Raw genomic sequence first — 21,301 nt, 5'->3', positions numbered from 1 at the left:
GTGTTAAAATATATTGATGTAAAACAATAAATACAAATGAATTTGGAGGATCTATTAATGAATAAAATAACAGATCACATTCTATGTAAAGTAGAAAAACCATCTAGATATATTGGTGGAGAACTTAATCAAGTAATTAAGAATCCAGAAGAAGTTGATGTAAGATTTGCATTTTGTTTTCCAGATGTATATGAGGTAGGAATGTCTCACTTGGGAACAAGAATACTTTACCATACAATTAATCAAAGAAAAGATACATATTGTGAAAGAGTTTTTGCTCCATGGCCAGATATGGAAGAGCGATTAAGAAAAAATAATATACCTTTATATGCCTTAGAAACAAAGGATCCTATAACTAACTTTGATATGATAGGATTCACACTTCAATATGAAATGAGTTATACAAATATATTAAATATGCTTGATATGGCAGGAATACCAATTAGAGCAGAAGATAGAGACAATGATGCTCCTTTAATCATGGCAGGGGGGCCTTGTGCATATAATCCAGAGCCTTTACATGGAATAATTGATTTCTTTGAACTTGGTGAAGGCGAAGAAATGATGAACGATGTTATAGATGTCTATATTAAATATAAAAATAGCAAGTGGGATAAGAAAGCTTTTTTAAGGGAAATATCTCATATAAGAGGTATATATGTTCCTTCATTATATGATGTTGACTATAATGAAGATGGTACTATAAAGGAATTTAAACCTAAATATGAAGATGTACCTGCAAAAGTAAGAAAGAGAATAGTAGCTGATTTTGATAAGGTGGATTTTCCAGAAGAAATTTTAGTGCCTTATACAGATATAGTACATGATAGAATTGTACTTGAACTTTTTAGAGGATGTACAAATGGATGTAGATTCTGTCAAGCTGGTATGCTTTATAGACCAGTAAGAGAAAAATCAAGAGAAACTTTAATAGAACAAGCAAGAAAATTAATTGATAGTTCGGGATACCAAGAAGTATCTTTATCATCATTAAGCACTTGTGACTATTCAGATATTGAAGCTCTAGTACATGATCTTATGGAAGAGCATAGTGAAGATAAGGTGGCTGTAGCTTTACCTTCAATTAGAGTTGATGCTTTTTCAGTCGATTTAATTAAGGAAATCCAAAAGGTTAAAAAGACTGGTTTAACATTTGCTCCAGAAGCAGGTTCACAAAGGATGAGAGATGTAATAAACAAGGGTTTAACAGAAGAAAAGATATTACAAGCATCAAAGAATGCTTTTGAAGCTGGATGGAGCACAATTAAATTATACTTTATAATAGGGCTACCTTATGAAGAACTAGATGACTGCAGAGCTATAGGAGAACTTGCTCATAAGATACAAGATCAGTATTTTGCAGTGCCAAAAGGTGTGAGAAATAAAGGGTTAAAGATAACTGTAAGCACATCAATACTTATACCAAAGCCATTCACACCATTCCAATGGGCTCCTATGGCAAAAATAGATGAAGTTAATGAAAAGATTAAGGCTGTAAAAGGGTCAATTAAATCTAGAAGTATCTATTATAACTATCATCATCAAGAAACTTCATATATGGAAGCTTTATTTGCTAGAGGAGATAGAAGAATGTGTGAAGTATTAATTAAAGCTTTTGAAAAGGGTGAGAAGTTCGATGGATGGTCAGAGTACTTTAACTTTGAAACTTGGCAAGAAGCATTAAAAGAATGCAATGTAGATGGAGATTTCTATGCATATAGAGAAAGAAGCTACGATGAAATACTTCCTTGGGACTTTATAGATATTGGAGTTAATAGAAAATATCTTGAAATAGAAAATGAAAGAGCTAAGAAAGCTGAACTTACTCAAAATTGTAGAAAAGGCTGTACCGGTTGTGGAATAGATGTAAACTTTAAAGAAGGGAAGTGTTTTGCTGGTGCGATATCTAATTAAATACTCTAAAGAAAGTGAGATAAAGTTTATTGCTCACTTGGACTTAATGAGAACAATTCAAAAGGTAGTAAGAAGAGCAAAACTTCCAGCTAAATATTCAAAGGGATTTAATCCACATATGGCAGTTTCAATAGCACAGCCTCTATCTGTTGGTGTTTATTCTTCTGGAGAATATATGGATTTAATCTTAGTAGAAGAGGTAAATGAACAAGAAATTTTAGATAGATTAAATGAGAAGAGTGCAGCAGGTATAAAGTTTTTGTCCTGTAAAAAGATTGTTGAAGTGGAGAACGAAAAGAAGCTTCCTCAAGGTATGGCATTAATTGATGCATGTAGATACACAATAAAAGTTTCTTATAATGATATAAAGAATTTAGAAGAAGAAATTAATACCCTTTTAGCTGAAAAGGAATGGAATACCATTAAAAAGAGTAAAAAAGGGGAAAGAGAAGTTGATATAAAGAGTCTTGTTTATGAGTTTAAGTTCTGGATTAAAGACAAAGAATTAATAATAAATACTCTAATTCAATCAGGAAGTAGGGAACATTTATCAGCAGATTTGTTAGTTGATTATATTAAATCACATACCTTAGGGTGTGATAATGATGCATTTGTTGATATAAAGAGAGAAGAAATGTATTTCTTGAGAGATAAGAAATTTATACCACTTTGTGATTGTAGGTAGGATGTGTTTATATATGAGAGAGATATTTATAGAGAGAAGAGAAAAGAAACTTAGGATAGGGATTAAAAATAAAGGCATATTAGAAGAATGTATTGTAGATGAGGAAAGTAATGGACCTAGTATAGGTGAAATATATAAAGGACGAGTTAAAAATATTATTCCTGCTACTAATTCTATTTTTGTTGATATTGGGCTTGAAAAGGAAGGCTACCTTTATTATAGTAACGAGCTTAAGTCTAAAGGAATTAAAAAAGGTGATGAAATTCTAGTTGAAATCTTAAAAGAGCCATTAAATGAAAAGGGAGCCAAGCTGACTACAAAGGTTGGAATTCCTTCAAAGTACATGGTCCTTGAAAGCACAGAAAGTGGAATAGAATTTTCAAAGAGATTTAAAGATGAGGTGAAAAAAGAACTTATATTAGCTGAGCTTAAAGAAGTTAAGGGTGGAAAGCTTATTATAAGAACTGAAGCAGCTAACGTTAGTATTGAAGAACTGAAGCATGAAAGAAAGCTTTTAGAAAAGGAATATGAAGAGATTAATAGAAGGATGAACTATTCTACAAAGCTTGGAAAACTTTATGGAGATAATCTTGCTATAAATAAGATATTAAGAGATAAGGTTGGAATAGAACCTGTAAAGATAATTGTGGATAATAAAGGGGACTTTGACTTTGTAGAAGATTATTTAAAGGAAGAGGAAAATGTTAAACTTGAATTGTTTGATGATTCTAAAAGATTGTTTGACTATTATGATATAGAAAAAGAACTACTAAAATTAAGACATAACAAAGTTGTACTGCCTTGTGGAGGGTCTATAGTAATAGATAGAACTGAAGCTATGTATGTTATTGATGTTAACACAGGCAAGAACATAAAGGAAAGAAGTTTTGAAAAAACTATTTTAGATACTAATATAGAAGCAGCTAGGGAAATAGGAAAACAGATTCTTCTAAGAAATTTAAGTGGAATTATAGTTATTGATTTTATAGACTTAAGGGACAAATCTCATAAATCTATAGTTATGAAAGAACTTAAAGAAGCATTAAAAGAAGATGGAGGAAACCATAAGATATTCCCATTCACGGAATTAAACTTAGTTCAAATTTCTAGAAAAAGAGTAGGTAAGAGTATCTATGAATATATGGAAGAACAATGTCCATTATGTTTAGGTAGCGGAGCTTTACTAAAGTTATCCTACTTAGAAGGTCTAATCAATAATGAGATAACTAGATATCATAATGAAAATGGTATTAATGATTTCTTTATAGAGGTAGATGAGACATATAAGGATAACATTAGAGAAGATATAGTTTCTTTTTTAAATAATATAGATGGGCTTGATAAAGAAATTTATATTAATTATGTGAGCGGTATTGAAGGGTATAGGGTTGAACCTTTAATATTTAAAAATCAAAAGAAGAATATTGAACAATATTTAATTAAAATAGAATAAGTTGGTATTAATATACTGATTCAGAAAAATCAAAGTTAGACTGATTTTCTGAATCAGTTTTTTTTATTTACTAACTTTATGAAAATAATGCACTAACAAAATTAGTGGAATTAATCCACATAGAAGCTCAATTATACAAAAAATATTGTATTAAAATGGATAAAATGTTAAAAAAATAATGTAATATTAATTAATTAATTATTAAAAAATCAAAAAGAGTGCACTCATAAAAAATATAATCGAATAGGAGTGATACCATGAGTAAATTAGCAGAAGAAAAAAAATATATGTTTAGAGGAGATGAAACTTCAGATTTAGAGTTTGTAAAAGGAGAAGGTATTTATCTTTATGATAAAGAAGGCAATCAGTATATTGATTGTGAAGCTGGTACTTTTAATTTGAGCTTAGGTTATTCAAATAAAGAAGTTAATGAAGCTGTAAGTAAGCAAAGTGAAAAGTTAACTCATTTAACATCTTCACATATGTGTAAACCTGTGGTTAATTTGGCAAAAAACTTAGTAGAAATTTCACCTGAAAATCTTACAAAAGTTACTACAAAGGTATGTGGTGGATCTACAGCAAATGAAGGAGCTATTAAATTAGCGCAATATTACAATAAGAAAACAGAAATTATAAGTTTCTATAGAAGTCATGTTGGACAAACTGTATTTATGCAAAATGTTTCAGGAAACAGTTTTAGGAAAAAGCCATTTCATTTTGCTCAGGCAGATATAGCACATTTGCAATATCCTTATTGCTATAGATGTCATTTAAATAAAAAGTATCCAGAATGTAATTGTCAATGTGTTAAGGAAATTGAAGATTATTTAAACTATGGATCTACAGGAAGCGTATCAAGTTTGATCATTGAACCAATACAAGGAAATGGTGGGAATCAGATACCTCCAAAGGAATATTTTCAAAAACTAAAGAAGGTTTGTAATGAAAATAGCATAGAACTTATTTTTGATGAGATTCAAACAGGAATGGGAAGATTAGGTACAATGTTTGCAGCAGACTATTTTAATGTAAGTCCTAATATCATGACAGTTGCAAAAGGATTGGGAGGAACCGGATATCAAGTAGCAGCTATTTTGATGGAAGAAAAATTTAATGAAATGGAAGCTCATTTTCATTCATTCACATATGGTTCTAATGTATTAAGCTGTACAGCAGGAAATAAAACAATAGAAATTATTAAAAGAGATGGTTTCTTAGAACATGTAAAAGAAGCGGGAAATTATATTATGGAACATCTTAAGGTATTTAAAGAAAAGTATGAGTTTATTGGAGATGTACGAGGGGTAGGATTGATGATAGGAATTGAGGTCGTTAAAGATAAGAAGTCAAAAGAACCAGATACCCAATTAACTAATGCAATAGTAAAAAAAGCATTTGAAAATAAATTGTTATTAAGATCTTCATTGTATGGATTTGGGAATGTATTCAAAATTAGACCTTCTCTTAATATTACATTGGAAGAATGTGAAATAATGATGAATAAGTTAGATAAAGTATTAGAAAGTTTTATATTATAGAGGAGGAAAATAGCTTGAAAGATTTTATTTTTAGTTTGTCAAAAAGTGTTATAAAGTCAGTTAATGACAACTTCGATATTTTAAAAGCAAAAAGAAATTTAGGGATTTCATCGGGAGGGGATACTCAATTTAGTATTGATGATATTGCAGAAGAGGCTGTCTTTGATTTTTTGAAAAGTAGTAATGAGAGTATTGCATATTATTCAGAGGATAAAGGATTAATCAGATTTTATGAAGATCCCCAGTATATTTTAATTATTGATCCTATTGATGGGACAAGAAGTGCAGCAGCTGGATTAGAAAGTTGTTGTTTTTCAGTGGCAGTAGCTAAATATAAAGAAGATGCCTGCATAAATGATATTCAATATGCTTTACTTTATGAGTTTAAAAGTGAATCATACTTCTATTCTGATTATTTAAGTGAGGATATATATGTATCTAATGGAGAAATTAAATTATCTAAAAACACTTCATTAGAAAAAATGTTTTGGAGTTTTGAATTTAATGGACATCCTTCTAAAATAATTACTCATTGTATTGGAGATCTGATTGATTCATCAGCCAATAAAGGGGGAGTATTTATTTTTAATAGCTCTACTTATTCTATATCTAGAATAATTACAGGACAGCTAGAGGCTTATATAGATATTGGAAATAGATTGGTAAAAGAAAATTCATTTTTAGAAAATGAGTTTAGAAAAGTAGGAAATGGGAAAATGTTACACCTGTTTCCATATGATATAGCAGCAGCCGTATATATTGCTAGAAAGGCTGGAGTTATAATTACTGATGCTTTTGGAAAGGATCTTGGGCTAACAAAACTAATTGATATAAGCGAAAAAAATCTTCAATCTTGTATTGCTGCATCAAATTTGGAGTTGCATTCTAAAATTTTAAATTCTATAAATTGGATTAATAGTATTAATGAAGTTATAGATCTTATGAAAGATTAAGGAGGAAATATTATGAAGGCTATTGTTTATAAAGGAAGTAATTCAGTTAATTGTGAGTATAGAAAGGAACCTAAAATTAATAAATCAACAGATGTAATAGTTAAAATTACTTTAACAGGAGTTTGTGGAACAGACTTGAGGATTTATTCCGGTAATTTTCCAGGAGCAAAAGACGTAGTTTTAGGACACGAAGCAATAGGAAATATTGAAGAGATTGGTAAAGATGTAACTACAATAAAAGTTGGAGATAGAGTTGTTATTGATCCTACATTGTTTGATGGAAAGTGCTATTATTGTCAAAAAGGTTTTCATAACTTATGTGACAATAAGGCAAATACTGAAACAGGAGTAGACAAAGATGGAACTTTCGCTGAATATATTGTAATGCCAGAAGATTTTGTTTATTTATTGCCAGATACTATTAGTGATGATAGAGCTGTTCTAATTGAACCTCTTACATGCGTGCTTAACAATTTAGAAGCATTAAAATTAACTTTTGATGATAAGTTAGTAATATTGGGAGGAGGCCCAATTGGAACATTATTTGCAATGGTAGCTGAAAAAATGGCTTTGAAAACAGTTATTGTAGAAAAAAGACCAGAAAGGCTAAACTTTTTGAGAAACATATTAAGTAATAGTGAAGTTGTAGATGCAAATGACAAAAATTATATAGATGGTATTGTTAAGAAGTTTGGAAGAAAACCAAATGCTGTTGTAGATGCAACAGGATGTTTATTTGAAGAGGCTTTAGAATTAGTAGATAAAGGTGGGCGTATTGTGTTAATGGGATTTAATTCCAATTACAAAGCAACAATTTCCCCACTATATATTACTAATAATGCAATAACAATAATAGGTGCTGGTGACTATAATAATATGTTTATTAGAGCTATTGATATGGCAGAGAATATTGATTTAGAAAAATTAATTACTCATAGATTTAAGTTAAGTGAAGCAGAAGATGCTTTTAAAATATTGGTTGGAGAAAAAAATGTTTCAGATAAAAATGAAATAATGAAAGTAGTATTTGAAATGTAATAGATAAAAAAATAGTTAAATTAGGGGAAGGCGTATTTGTAAATTAATAATAGAAGAAAAGGGGAAATCATATGCCTCCCCTATTTATTAAATTTTATTAGAAAGGATATATGTGAATGAATAAATCAGAGAATGTTTCTTTTAAAAACAATATTTTACAAATAAATGGAGAAAAAAATTTTTTAATAACAGCAGATTACCCATATTATAGGGATAAGAAAGAATTTTGGAATGAAAAGTTGGATGAAATAAAGAGATTAGGCATATCCATTGTTACGTTTTATATTCCATGGAGACATCATTCTGCTCAAAATTATGTTTCTATAAAATACTTTTTTAGTGGAGAAATATATAATAATTCTGATATAAATTTTTTATTAAGATTAATTAGAGAAAAAAATATGTATTGTATTATTAAACCTGGGCCATTTATACATGCAGAAATTAAACATGGAGGTTTACCGGATTTTGTATTAAAAGGAGAGTTTGAAAATATTTTAAATTACGATGGAAAAGCAATAAAATATATGAATACTGAATTACCAAATCCATTAAATGAAGATTTCTTTAATTTAACAAAGGAATGGTTTGATAATATTTGTTATAACATATTGGAAGTTAATGCCTACCCAAGAGGACCTATTATTGGGATTCAAGTAGGAAATGAAGGAATATACTGTAATGCTAATAGCAATATTACTGATTATGATTTTTCACCAAAAGGGTTAGATAACTACAATAATTATCTTAAAGAAAAATATCGATATATAGGATTATATAATTTACTTCATGATACAGACTATAGCAGTTTTGAAGATATATTTGAAAGAAATAAGGAAGATTTATATAAAGATGACTTAGATTATATTGATTGGGGCGAATGGAGCTGTGAATATTTAGAGAAGTTTTACAAAAATTATTCAGCAATTTTTAGAAAATACAATATTCCTATTATTGCCAATATAAATCCTCCTAAGATTGATGAAGATAGCTCTTATGCATCATGGATTACAAGAAATAGGGTTAATGATACTCGGATTACTTTTGCTTACACTAATTGGCTTCCTAATGCTATGTATAGCCAAAAAGCATTTAATGAGATAATTTTTGTCGCTAGTTATGCAAAGTGGGGGAATATTGAGGATAATTGGGGACATTTATGGGCTGGAGAAGAATATAAATATTCTATTACTTCTCTATATCATGAAGTAATAATGATATCAAGAGGATCTAATGGATTTAATGTTTATAATGTATGTTCAACAAATTCATGTGCAGAACATCTTAAATTTAGTTATGAAACAATAAATATGTATGCTGAAGATCCTAAATTATTTAGTGGTCCATATTGTGAAGCAGCTCCTATTAGTGATTCTGAAAGCTCACATAATAAATATAAGTCACTACAACATTTTAATACTTTTTTAAATGCGCAAAAGGATTTGCTTGATTGTGATGTAGAGGCAGAAATAGGGGTATGTATTTATAGACCATATTACTCTTTGGAAGCATGGGGCAAGATTAGTAATAATTTGGATGTAATTATTTCTACATGTATTAATGAAAATTTGAAATTTAATTTAGTTGATTTAGAAAATGTTAAAGAAGAGTCTTTAAGAAAATATAAGTATTTGATTTTTTATAGCTTTAATTTTCTTTCATCTCAAGTTCAACAAAAACTTATCAATTATTTAGAAGATGGAGGAGAGTTACACTGTTATAATGATATTCCAAATTTAGATGAAAAATTAAAGGCATGTTGTGATTTAAGAAAATATTATGAAAATAGAGATATTAATTCTAAGTTTTTTTACAAGTTTGAGCTAGATGAAAAAAATTTCAATTTGGTATTTGAAAAACGATTGAATTTGGAAGTTTTAAAGGGAAATGTATTTATATCTACTCGCGTTGATAGTGATAAGAAAATTAAATATTTATTTGTTGTTAGCAAAGATGAGAAAAATCAGAAAGTAGAAATTAATATAAATGGGGAAATGCTCAAATTTATATTAGTAGCGAAAGCTTTTGCAATATTTAAGTTTAATCATAAAGAATTAACTGATTTTTATATTAAAAATGTAAATGAAATTTATAATATATCAGAAAAAGCATATGTAGAATATAAAAATAATATCATTTCATTAGATTTTTATGGAGATATTTACAGAGTAAGTAATGAAATTACTGTATTGACATAAAAAGTAAAATGGGCTATACTTTTGTTATGTACTTATAAAAGTATGTAATAAAAGTATAGAGAAGGGGTATGATTATGAGAGATTTGGATTTTAACGTAGATTTGCATTTACATTCTTATTATAGTGATGATGGAGAATATACGCCCAAGGAATTAATAGATATCGGTTATAAAAATAAAATGAGTGTATTAGCAATAGCAGATCATAATAGTACGCAAGGTGTAAAAGAAGCAGTATCATATGGAAAGACACTGGGAATAACTGTAATTCCTGCTATAGAATTAGATTGTACTTATAATAATATTAATTTACATGTATTAGGATATGGAGTAAATCCGGATTATGAAAAATTTGAAGAAAATAGAATTAATATATTAAATCAAGAAAAAAGAGCTGCTGCTAAAAAAGTTCAGATAATAAAAGAGTTAGGAATATATGTTGATGATGATAAGGTGAAAGAAATATCGAAAGATGGCGTAGTAACAGGAGAAATTATTGCAGAAGTTGCTTTGGGGGATGAGAGAAATAAAGATAATAAGCTACTTAAAGAGTACTTTCCGGGGGGGAACAGAGATGATAATCCATATGTAAATTTCTATTGGGATTTTTGCTCACAAGGAAAACCAGCATATGTTGAGATAAAGTATATTACTTTGACAGAAGCTATAAATATGATTAATAGAGCAGGGGGAGTAGCGGTATTAGCACATCCTGGTAATAATATTAAAGAAAATATAGATATTCTAGATGGAATTGTGGAAGAAGGGATTGTAGGAATTGAGGCATTTAGTAGCTATCATTCTGAATATCAAAGAGACTTCTATATCGAACAAGCATCTAGGCTAAAGTTAAGTTTAACTTGTGGTAGTGACTTCCACGGAAAAACAAAACCTAAGATTCAAATAGGAAGCGTAGATTGTACCTCTAAGAAAAAGGAGATATTAGATGGACTTATTAAACATTGGTTATTATAACAATGAAACAGTTGTAAAACCAGAACTAATTAAAAGAATGAATATGGGTTTGATATATAAGGTTCTAATTAGTCGTAGTTCTGCAACTAGAGGAGAAATATCGAAAGAAACTCAAATAAGTTTAACGACAGTAAGAACTTTATTAGAAGAATTAAAAGAAAATGGAGATGTTATTGAATTAAAGTTAGATGAATCTAGTGGTGGTAGACGGGCTCAACGATATACAATAAATCCAGAGAAAAACTTAATCTTAACGTTCTGTGTTGATAATGGAGAAATTATTTATAAGATTAGCGACTTGCTTAGCAATGTAAAAGAAGAAGGAAATATTAATGCTATTGAGAATAACATTGATATTTTAATAAATTTTATGTTGGAAAAAAAAGGTGAGTGGGATATTTGCTCTGTAGGAATAGGAGTGCCAGGAATAGTAAAGGAAAAACACTTCTATATAAGTAAAGGGTTTAATATTTGGCACATAAATAAAATGGGACAAGAAATTCAAGAAAAGTTAAATATACCAGTAATTCTAGAAAATGATTTAAATGCTATTGCTTATGGATATGTTATTGATAAAGTTTGTGAATTTAATGATATAAGCGTTAAAAGTAGCAATATTGTATATATTCATTTTAATAATAGTTGTATAGGAGCAGGTATAATAGTTGATGGTAGGATAGTTCATGGTAATAATAAATTTGCTGGGGAATTAGGTTTTCTACCATGGAAGGATGGCAAAAATATTAATGAGATTTTAAAATATTCTACTTATGAAGAATGCGTAGAATTAATTGCTAGAATAATCTCAATTCTAAATTGTGTCATAAATCCTTCTTTAGTTGTAGTTGGGGGAGATAATGAAAATATAAAAAACATGAATTTAGAAATAATCTATAAATATGTTAAAAGATATATTTCAGACATTATGATGCCTAATATTGCTTTAGCAGAAAATGATACAAAATATTATCTTGAAGGGCTTACTCATTTAACAGCTAGAAATTATATTGAAAATATATAAGATCTAGCAAATCGAAAGAGTATGAGGAGGTAATAAGGTGATTAAAAATAAAAAAAATATATTAATTATAATTATATATTTAGCTTTCATTAGTCTAGGGATTCCAGATGGAGTACTAGGAGTTGCTTGGCCTAGTATAAGAATTGATATGAATTTGCCACTTGAAAGTATTGGTATATTAACAACATTACTTTTATGTAATTCGTTCATTTCTAGCATAATGAATGGGAGATTGTTGAAAATTTTCGGAACTGGAGGTATTGTATTTTTTAGTTGTTTATTAACTGGATTATCTCTTTTAGGATATTCATTTTCATCTAATTTCGTATGGTTAATTATATGTACTATACCTTTAGGATTAGGACAAGGTGCTGTTGATTCGACACTTAATTATTATGTAGCACGTAATTATACGTCTAGGCATATGAATTGGTTACACTGTTTTTGGGGAATTGGTGCTACTCTAGGACCATTTATAATGACTTATTCAATAACTAATATTAATACATGGCAGATTGGATATATTATAATTTCAGGTATACAATTATCAATATCAATTCTTTTATTGATAAGTGATTTGTTAGGGCTTTGGAAAATTGAACCTAGGACTTTAAATCAAGAGAAAGAGCAAGAGGAAAAGCTTAAAGTAAAAGGATTATTTTCGAAGGATGTTCAGTTTTTAGCTGTAATATTATTCTTTTTATATACTGGAATGGAATTATCAATGGGAACATGGTTAAATAGTGTATTGATAGAGTCAAGATATATTTCTATAGAATTAGCAGGAATATCAGTAACTATTTATTATTCATCTATTATGGTAGGAAGGTTAATTTCAGGGACTATCGTAAATAAGGTAGGGAACGGAAAGATGATTACAATAGGACTAGTCATGGCTATTCTAGGGCTATTATTCATTATTTTCACCTATAGTTATACATGTAATGTAATTGGAGTAATTATGTTCGGTATGGGATTATCTCCGGTATATCCATGTCTAATGCATGAAACACCAATACGTTTCAGTAAAGATGTGGCAGAGAAATTGATTGGGTACCAAGTTGGGGCAGCATGCCTTGGAGGATCTATAATTTCTTCAGGAATAGGATTACTTTTATCTAAATATTCACTGGAATTACTATTTATTGTGCTATTAGTTATATTAATAATGTTTATAATAATTAATAAGATAATATGTTATAGGTTCCAATTATTAAATAATGATAGGCAATAAGAAGCTTTCAAGAGAGTGTCAACGAAATTGACGCTCTTTTTAGTTTGATGAAAGTCTTATAGATGTGATTATTCCATATGTAATTCTTATATTCTTAGAAAATATATTTAATTTCGGACTCAAATCCAGTTAAAATTATATAGGGGCATTAAGTAATTTGTTGCCCCTATATTTTAATGCAAAAAATTAAGTATTATCAATATTTTTTACATCTATTTTTTAAAATGAAGTTAAATTTTTTTGTTTTATTGAAAATTATTTAGACTAACTGTTCTTTTGGGCTAAGCCTCTAGTTATTAGATAGTAATTGACTTCTATAAAAGTTTAATAATGCTTCTAAAAATCCTATTTTCCTATTTTTGCTTAATGGCAATATTTCATTATTCTTTAGGGTAATATCTAATTTTATTATTTTACTTATATATTTAAAATTTACAATATAACTTTCATGGCACCTATAAAAGCTGTTATTTAGAATTTTTAAATGATATTTCATAGTTTTATAACTTAAAATGTTTTCCTTTTTCGTGTGAATTAATGTATTTCTCTTATACGTTTCTATGTATATAATATCTTCTAAATATATCTTATATATTCCCTTATCAGTTTTATCAACTATATATGGTTCACCATGCTTCCAATTTAGCTCAACATCATTTGGCCTTTTCATGTTTTCTCACTCCTTAATTAACTAAAATTTACTTTAAGCTTCATTATTTGCATTTTCAATTTTTTAAATAGAAAATATCAATTTTCATCACTATTTTCTTTTTCATACTCCATAAGAGCATACTCACAACATTGAAGAATTAATTGATTAAAAGATATATCTTCGTTTATTGCTACATTATTTAATTCATTAAATAGTTCCTCCGTAAATCTAATAGTTCTTGGTACATTTGAAGAAATTAATTTCTTATGGACTTTAAACATATCTATCCCTCCTTCATACAAATATTATAATGTAAGGATTAAATTGCTTATATAACCATATTATGTAACCTAAGATTTATTGATAGAAATGAGTGGAATATCATACATGCATTTCAATCAAAATAACTAAATAGATACCTAAGCAATGTTAAAGGGCTCTAAGATGATATCAACAGGCTCTCGTGCCTGAGTTTTTTATAAAAGATAACTGTAAGCGCATCAATACTTATACCAAAGCCATTCACACCATTCCAATGGGCTCCTATGGCAAAAATAGAGGAAGTTAATGAAAAGATTAAGGCTGTAAAAGGGTCAATTAAATCTAGGAGTATCTATTATAACTACCATCATCAAGAAACTTCATATATGAAAGTTCTATTTGCTAGAGGAGATAGGAGAATGTGTGAAGTATTAATTAAAGCTTTTGAAAAGGATGAGAAGTTTGATGGATGGTCAGAGTACTTTAATTTTGAAACTTGGCAAGAAGCATTAAAAGAAGATGGAAGAAATCATAAGATATTCCCATTCACGGAATTAAACTTAGTTCAAATTTCTAAAAAAAGAGTAGGGAAGAGTATCTATGAATATATGGAAGAATAATGTCCATTATGTTTAGGTAGTGGCGCTTTACTAAAGTTATCTTATTTAGAAGGTCTAATCAATAATGAGATAACTAGATATCATAATGAAAATGGTATTAATGATTTCTTTATAGAGGTATATGAGACATATAAGGATAAAATTAGAGAAGATATAGTTTTTTAAAAAAATAATATAGATGGGCTTGATAAAGAAATTTATATTAATTATGTGGGTGGTATTGAAGGGTATAGGGTTGAACCTTTAATATTTAAAAATCAAAAGAAGAATATTGAACAATATTTAATTAAAATAGAATAATTGATGATGGTATACTGTTTAAAAATAATTTTATTTATAAAAGTTATTTTTAAACAGTTTTTTTGTCGAATATCGGCGAAATGTTTTGCGAATATATATTAATATTTAACTTTAAATAATAAAGTGTGTTAGTTATTTACTTAATAGGAATCTTGAAAAACATTTTCAGAGGGTATTTGCAGGTATATCAAAAGGAAGGAAATTTACTGATTCAGCAACAAAAGAATTATTTAGGTATATTGTAGAAGATATAAGTATAGTTTTGTCAGTGGGAATGTGACTTGATATATCTTCCCTTAAAAAAGATGACTTTTTCATAAAAATGGGACAATTATTTTTTGTCGAACGAACTAAATACAGTAGTCGAAATAACTCGTATTATGCAGTAATATGAAGAATGATAATATAATTACATGTGATACAGTATATGTTATCATAGGGAAGGAGGTGGGTAAATGAATAAAATTATAAAAAGGACCATAATTATATCTATACTAGCATTATTAGGTAAATGCGTGATGGATATACCGGTGTATACGTATGCGGCAGAAGTTATCCCTGTGAAAGGGGATATTAGCCAAAGTGCATATAACGAAGAAATGACAAATAATAAGGAAGCTGGGGGATTAACTACAAAAGAAAATGTTGTAAGTACTAATACTTTTGTCAGTAGTGACAGTGGAACTACTACTGTGGATAGTACTTTGTCTGAAGAAGAAAAAGCCATTATAAGAATAAATAATGGAACAGAAGATTTGAACGATTATACTTTACTGAGAATAAGAAAAGTAAAATTAGATAATATTCAGGTCATAAGAAAAGCAGTAGCAGATGCAAAGATAAAAAAGAAAGAAAATTTGAATAAGGATGAGATTTCAGCTATTGTAGATGACACTGTAGCAAAAATAGATGTGATTTTTGATAAGATAAACTTAGGCCAAGGAGAAGAAAGTGGCTATAGTTTAATTCAAATTACTGAAGTTAATAATAAAAACATAGCAGATATTAATAATTGGTTAAAAGACAAAAGATATAGAAGTATAAGTAAAATAAAAGAAGTGGTGGATAAAATATTATTAGCTACTTCAAATATAAATAATGGGATAGAAACAATCGATGATTACAATACATTAGAAATATATAATGTAAAGTTTGATTATATTGAGTTAATAAGGAAAAGTGTAACAAGTAAAAAAGCTACAAAAGGAGATAATTTAAATAGAGCAGAAATAATAGATGTTACTCAAAAAGTTATAGATAAAATAAAAGTAACTTTAGATAAGATAAATCAGGGACAAGCTACTATAGATGATTATAAATTCATAGGAATAAATGAAGTTAATGAGGTTAATATCTCAGATATTAATGAATGGGTAAAGGGAAAAGGTTGGACAGAATTAGGGAATGTAAAAGTAGAAATAAATACAATTATAGAACCTTTGCGTAAAATAAACGATGGAAAAGAAACAGAAGCAGATTATGAAATATTAGGAATAGAAGGGGTAACTAAAGATAATATTAGTTGGATAAGAGAAGTAATATTAGGAAAAAGAGCTATTAAACAAAAGGATTTAACAAAATCTGAGATAGCTGGTGCAGTGGATGAATCATTAAAGATAATAGATTTCTTCTATTATATAAATTCAGGAAAAGCTACAGTAGATAATTATAAATATATTGGAGCAACTGGAGTAAATATTAATAACATATTTGATGTAAATGAATCACTAAAGGGAAAAAACTATAGAACTTTAAAAAGTGTACAAGAAGCGATAGATAAGGTAGTAATACCATTAAGGAATATAAATGGAGGAAATGATAGTCTAAAGGATTATGAAGCATTAACAATTGGAGGGGTAACTCAAGAAAGTATTAATGCTATAAGAGCTGATATAAAAATTCTTAGAGATAAAAAAGGAAATGACTTATTAAGAAGTGAGATAAAAGAATCTGTAGACAGCACATTAAGATTATTTAAAGCTATAGAAGCTATAAATTCAGGCAATGCTACTATAGAAGATTATAAAGCTATCGGAATAGATGTGGTTACATCTACCAATCTATTAGTTGTAAATAGAGCATTACAAGGAAAGAATTATACAACTATAGCACAAATAAAGATAGCAGTAGAATTAGTAATTAAAAATGACGCTATATATACAAGAATAAATTTAGGACAAGCAACTTTAAAAGATTATGAGTCTATAGGAGTAGTTGGTGTTACTGCACAAAATCTAGCATATATAAATATTAATGTTAGAGGAGAAGATTATGTAACAAAAGAAGCAGTTCAAGAAAGAGTAAATATAGTAATAAAAATATATGAATCAATTATAAAAGCTAATGAGTGTTTTAGAAAAATAAATGAAGGAATAGCAACTGTTGAAGATTACAAATATTTAGGAATAGTTGGATTAACAACAGAAAATTTAACATATATAAATTTAGATTTAAAGGGAAGAAATTATACTACTTCTCCGGAAATCCAAGAAAGAGTAGATATTCTAGTAAAAGTTTATGATGCTTATGGAAGGATAAGTAGAGGGGAAGGAACATTAGATGATTATACTACTATAGGTGTAATTGGAGTAACAGTAGATAATTTAGTATATATAAATGTAAATATAAAAGGAACTATCTATAGTGCATCAAAAGAGATACAAGTAAAGGTAGACGTATTAGTAAAAATGTACAATGCATTTGTGAGGATAAATGCAGGACAAGGAACAATAGAAGATTATAAAGTAGTAGGAATAGTTGGAATAACAGTAGATAATTTAGTATATGTAAATATAAATATAAAGGGAAATGACTACTTTGTAGCAGAAAAATTACAAATAAAGATAGATGTGCTAGTAAAAATGTACAATGCATTTGTAAGGATAAATGCAGGGCAAGGAACAATAGAAGATTATAAAGTAATAGGAATAGTTGGAATAACAGTAGATAATTTAGTATATGTAAATATAAATATAAAAGGAAACACTTCTTTTGTAGTATCAGAACTACAAATAAAGATAGATGTTTTAGTAAAGGTATATAATGCATATGCAAGAATAAATTTAGGACAAGGAACTATAGAAGACTATAGAATTATAGGGGCTGTTGGAGTAACAATTGATAATTTAGTATATGTAAATGCTGATTTAAAGGGAAGATCTTATGAAGCAATTGGAGATGTACAAACTAGAATAGATATAGTAGTTAAGATATATGAATCAATAATAAGAATTAATTTTGGTGAAGGTACTTTAGCAGATTATAATTTATTAGGGATAGTTGGAGTAAATGTCAATAACCTAGCTTATATTAATGCAGATTTAAAAGGCAAAGGTTATATTACTATAGCAGAAATAAAGACAAGAATAGAAGCTAATATAAAAATATATGATGCATTAATTAGGATAAATTTAGGACAAGGTGCTTTAGATGATTATAGAATTATTGGAGCAACAGGAGTAACAGTAGATAACTTAATATTTATAAATATAAATATTAAAGGTTATGGTTATAGGATTTTAAGTGATGTCCAAGTAAAGGTAAAAGATATTGTAGCTCAATATGAAATACATTTAAAAATAGCTGCAATAATTGAAAGGATCAACTTAGGAACAGCTAGTGTAGATGATTATGAATTCATCGGAATAACAGGAGTTAATGTTCAGAACTTAATTTATGTAAATGTAGATTTAAAGGGTAAAAATTATAATAATCAAGCAGACATACAAGTAAGAGTTAATTTAGTAATTAATATAAGAGCTGCTTATGGAAGAATAGATCTAGGAAATGCAAGTTTAGATGATTATGAACTTATAGGAGCAACGGGAGTAAATATTAATAATCTAATTTATATAAATGCAGAATTAAAAGGAAAAGGATATGGAGATTTAGTACAGGTACAAGCATCTATAAATAAAGTTGTTAGCTATGTGGATATTTTTGTAAGAATTAACGGAGGCGAAGGAACTTTAAATGATTATATAGTACTAGGAATATCAGGAGTAACTGAACATAACATTATATATATAAATGCAGAGGTAAAAGGAAAAGGATATTTGACATTAGGAGAATATAGAATTGCAGTTAATACAGTAGTAGCTGTTTGTGCAGCATTTGATAGAATAAATGATGGACAAGGAACGTTAGCAGATTTTCAGTTATTAGGATTAGTTGAAGTGAATGTTAACAATCTAATATATATAAATGAAGGATTAAAAGGAAAAAACTACAGAACAATACCTGAAATAAAGGTAGCGGTAAATACTGTAATTGAAATACATGCAGCTTTAGACAGAATAAATAATGGACAAGGAACATTAGTAGATTACAATATTATAGGTGTTACTGGGATAACAGAAATAAATTTAATCTATATAAATGCAGAACTTAAGGGGAAAGGTTATAGTACTTTAGCTGAAATTCAAGCATATATTAATAAAGTTACTTCAATAAATGAAATATTAGTAAGAATAAATGCAGGAGAAGGAACTTTAAGTGATTATGCATATTTAGGTATAACTGGAGTAACTATAGATAATTTAATTTATGTTAATGCAGATATTAAAGGTAGAGGATATACAGATTCAGCAAAAATAAAAATTGATATTGCTGTAATAATCAATATTAATAATGCTTATATAAGAATTAATAATGGTCAAGGGACTTTAGATGATTATAATTTAATAGGAGTTACTGCAGTTACTGTTGATAACTTGATTTATATCAATGGTGAAATGAAAGGTAATGTAGATATTAAAGCTAAAAATGCTCAAGTAATTGTGAAATCAGCATTAAGTGTTGAAGATGTTATTAAGAGAATAAACAACGGACAAGAAACAATTCATATATATGGTAACTATATAAATGAATATAATGCAATCGGAAGAAGTAGCAGAGTAGATATAGAAAAACTAGCAACAATAAGAGATCGAATAAAGATAGCAAGAATGTTAGTAGATGGAAGATACTTAACAAGAAGTGAATTGCTAAAAATAATAAAAGAAACAGCAGATGATACAGAATCAGTAATAGTAGTATCACAAATAAAAGCAGCAATAGAAGAAGCAGAAAAAGCAAAAGGAAGTAAGTTAACAAAGGAAGAAGTACAAAAGGTTATAGATGAAACACTAGCAAAAAGATATGAGGCAGCAGGAAGAATAATCGCAGGCGAAGCAAGTGTTGAAGACTATAGAAGATTAGGGGAAACAAAGGTAACAGAAGATAATATAATATGTATAAATGCAGATATAAAAGAAAGTAAAACAATAACAGTAACAGATGGAACTAAGTTAAAGCTAAGTGATATACAAAATGCAATAAACTTAGGAATACAAATATATATAGCAAACAATGGACAAGAAAAAATTAATCCATCTGGTAACTATGTAAATGAATATAATGCAATAGGAAGAAGTAGTGGAGTAGATGTACAAAAACTAGCAACAATAAGAGATCAAATAAAGATAGCAAGAATGTTAGTAGATGGAAGATACTTAACAAGAAGTGAATTGATAAAAATAATAAAAGAAACAGCAGATAATACAGAATCAGTACTAGTAGTATCACAAATAAAGGCAGCAATAGAAGAAGCAGAAAAAGCAAAAGGAAGTAAGTTAACAAAGGAAGAAGTACAAAAGGTTATAGATGAAACACTAGCAAAAAGATATGAGGCAGCAGGAAGAATAATCGCAGGCGAAGCAAGTGTTGAAGACTATAGAAGATTAGGGGAAACAAAGGTAACAGAAGATAATATAATATGTATAAATGCAGATATAAAAGAAAGTAAAACAATAACAGTAACAGATGGAACTAAGCTAAAGCTAAGTGATATACAAAATGCAATAAACTTAGGAATACAGATATATAAAGTAAATAACGGACAAGAAACAATTCATATATATGGTAACTATATAAATGAATATAATGCAATCGGAAGAAGTAGCAGAGTAGATATAGAAAAACTAGCAACAATAAGAGATCAAATAAAGATAGCAAGAATGTTAGTAGATGGAAGATACTTAACAAGAAATGAATTGATAAAAATAATAAAAGAAACAGCAGATAATACAGAATCAGTACTAGTAGTATCACAAATAAAAGTAGCAATAGAAGAAGCAGAAAAAGTAAAAGGAAGTAAGTTAACAAAGGAGGAAGTACAAAAGGTTATAGATGAAATACTAGCAAAAAGATATGAGGCAGCAGGAAGAATAATCGCAGGCGAAGCAAGTGTTGAAGACTATAAAAGACTTGGCGAAACAAAGGTAACAGAAGATAATATAATATGTATAAATGCAGATATAAAAGAAAGTAAAACAATAACAGTAACAGATGGAACTAAGTTAAAGCTAAGTGATATACAAAATGCAATAAACTTAGGAATACAAATATATAAAGTAAATAACGGACAAGAAACAATTCATATATATGGTAACTATATAAATGAATATAATGCAATCGGAAG

General features: G+C 28.3%; 13 protein-coding genes and 1 pseudogene. 12 read left to right on the top strand and 2 right to left on the bottom strand.

The window, feature by feature from the left end; translation table 11 throughout:
* Positions 1 to 57 precede the first annotated feature (57 nt).
* From H9661_RS04630 to H9661_RS04585, 10 genes are all read left to right on the top strand, one after another.
* The gene (locus H9661_RS04630; protein ID WP_191767818.1) at positions 58 to 1,914 is read left to right on the top strand and encodes a TIGR03960 family B12-binding radical SAM protein; all 1,857 of its coding nucleotides are present in this window, start codon (positions 58 to 60) and stop codon (positions 1,912 to 1,914) included.
* The gene (locus H9661_RS04625) at positions 1,898 to 2,599 is read left to right on the top strand and encodes a TIGR03936 family radical SAM-associated protein (RefSeq protein ID WP_191767848.1); all 702 of its coding nucleotides are present in this window, start codon (positions 1,898 to 1,900) and stop codon (positions 2,597 to 2,599) included. Before H9661_RS04630 ends, H9661_RS04625 begins: the two co-directional genes overlap by 17 nt.
* 13 nt (positions 2,600 to 2,612) lie before the next feature.
* On the top strand, positions 2,613 to 4,052 hold the full coding sequence (locus H9661_RS04620) for an Rne/Rng family ribonuclease (RefSeq protein WP_191767817.1): 1,440 nt from the start codon (positions 2,613 to 2,615) through the stop codon (positions 4,050 to 4,052).
* A gap of 257 nt (positions 4,053 to 4,309) precedes the next feature.
* Positions 4,310 to 5,590: an aspartate aminotransferase family protein gene (locus tag H9661_RS04615; RefSeq protein WP_207706225.1), complete on the top strand. Its 1,281-nt coding sequence runs from the start codon at positions 4,310 to 4,312 to the stop codon at positions 5,588 to 5,590.
* 14 nt (positions 5,591 to 5,604) lie between these two features.
* The gene (locus H9661_RS04610; protein ID WP_191767816.1) at positions 5,605 to 6,543 is read left to right on the top strand and encodes an inositol monophosphatase family protein; all 939 of its coding nucleotides are present in this window, start codon (positions 5,605 to 5,607) and stop codon (positions 6,541 to 6,543) included.
* A 12-nt stretch (positions 6,544 to 6,555) separates the two neighbouring features.
* Positions 6,556 to 7,581 carry a zinc-dependent alcohol dehydrogenase gene (locus tag H9661_RS04605; protein WP_191767815.1) on the top strand — a complete coding sequence of 342 codons (1,026 nt, stop codon included), beginning with the start codon at positions 6,556 to 6,558 and terminating at the stop codon, positions 7,579 to 7,581.
* Between the two features lie 116 nt (positions 7,582 to 7,697).
* Positions 7,698 to 9,779: a beta-galactosidase gene (locus tag H9661_RS04600; RefSeq protein ID WP_191767814.1), complete on the top strand. Its 2,082-nt coding sequence runs from the start codon at positions 7,698 to 7,700 to the stop codon at positions 9,777 to 9,779.
* Positions 9,780 to 9,853: 74 nt separating this feature from the next.
* Positions 9,854 to 10,753: a PHP domain-containing protein gene (locus tag H9661_RS04595; RefSeq protein WP_243129556.1), complete on the top strand. Its 900-nt coding sequence runs from the start codon at positions 9,854 to 9,856 to the stop codon at positions 10,751 to 10,753.
* Positions 10,725 to 11,774, top strand: a complete 1,050-nt coding sequence (locus H9661_RS04590) for an ROK family transcriptional regulator (RefSeq protein ID WP_143315616.1) — start codon at positions 10,725 to 10,727, stop codon at positions 11,772 to 11,774. Before H9661_RS04595 ends, H9661_RS04590 begins: the two co-directional genes overlap by 29 nt.
* Positions 11,775 to 11,811: 37 nt before the next feature.
* Positions 11,812 to 13,008: an MFS transporter gene (locus tag H9661_RS04585; protein ID WP_191767813.1), complete on the top strand. Its 1,197-nt coding sequence runs from the start codon at positions 11,812 to 11,814 to the stop codon at positions 13,006 to 13,008.
* 289 nt (positions 13,009 to 13,297) lie between these two features.
* Here the strand turns inward: H9661_RS04585 and H9661_RS04580 are convergent, their stop codons facing one another.
* Complete coding sequence (locus tag H9661_RS04580) at positions 13,298 to 13,678, bottom strand: LytR/AlgR family response regulator transcription factor (protein ID WP_143315612.1); 381 nt, start codon at positions 13,676 to 13,678, stop codon at positions 13,298 to 13,300.
* A gap of 77 nt (positions 13,679 to 13,755) precedes the next feature.
* Positions 13,756 to 13,941, bottom strand: coding sequence for a hypothetical protein (locus H9661_RS04575; protein ID WP_143315610.1), 186 nt, complete (start codon positions 13,939 to 13,941; stop codon positions 13,756 to 13,758).
* 201 nt (positions 13,942 to 14,142) lie between these two features.
* Here H9661_RS04575 and H9661_RS04570 point away from each other — a divergent pair.
* Positions 14,143 to 14,439: pseudogene (locus H9661_RS04570) on the top strand (B12-binding domain-containing radical SAM protein); the annotation flags it as partial.
* An 857-nt stretch (positions 14,440 to 15,296) separates the two neighbouring features.
* Positions 15,297 to 21,301: GatB/YqeY domain-containing protein (locus H9661_RS04565; protein ID WP_191767812.1), on the top strand; the 6,005-nt coding region annotated here is incomplete at its 3' end.

The sequence above is a fragment of the Clostridium cibarium genome, from assembly GCF_014836335.1.
Lineage (GTDB): Bacteria > Bacillota > Clostridia > Clostridiales > Clostridiaceae > Clostridium > Clostridium cibarium.
The sequence above is the reverse complement of the archived record's forward strand: the minus strand, read 5'-3'. Positions and strand labels throughout refer to the sequence as shown.

What these genes read in the sequence shown, in the direction of transcription:
- H9661_RS04620 (WP_191767817.1), top strand. Translation starts at nt 2,613, where the DNA reads ATGAGAGAGATATTTATAGAGAGAAGAGAAAAGAAACTTAGGATAGGG.
- H9661_RS04615 (WP_207706225.1), top strand. Translation starts at nt 4,310, where the DNA reads ATGAGTAAATTAGCAGAAGAAAAAAAATATATGTTTAGAGGAGATGAA.
- H9661_RS04595 (WP_243129556.1), top strand. Translation starts at nt 9,854, where the DNA reads ATGAGAGATTTGGATTTTAACGTAGATTTGCATTTACATTCTTATTAT.
- H9661_RS04590 (WP_143315616.1), top strand. Translation starts at nt 10,725, where the DNA reads ATGGACTTATTAAACATTGGTTATTATAACAATGAAACAGTTGTAAAA.
- H9661_RS04605 (WP_191767815.1), top strand. Translation starts at nt 6,556, where the DNA reads ATGAAGGCTATTGTTTATAAAGGAAGTAATTCAGTTAATTGTGAGTAT.
- H9661_RS04600 (WP_191767814.1), top strand. Translation starts at nt 7,698, where the DNA reads ATGAATAAATCAGAGAATGTTTCTTTTAAAAACAATATTTTACAAATA.
- H9661_RS04630 (WP_191767818.1), top strand. Translation starts at nt 58, where the DNA reads ATGAATAAAATAACAGATCACATTCTATGTAAAGTAGAAAAACCATCT.
- H9661_RS04580 (WP_143315612.1), bottom strand. Translation starts at nt 13,678, where the DNA reads ATGAAAAGGCCAAATGATGTTGAGCTAAATTGGAAGCATGGTGAACCA.
- H9661_RS04575 (WP_143315610.1), bottom strand. Translation starts at nt 13,941, where the DNA reads ATGTTTAAAGTCCATAAGAAATTAATTTCTTCAAATGTACCAAGAACT.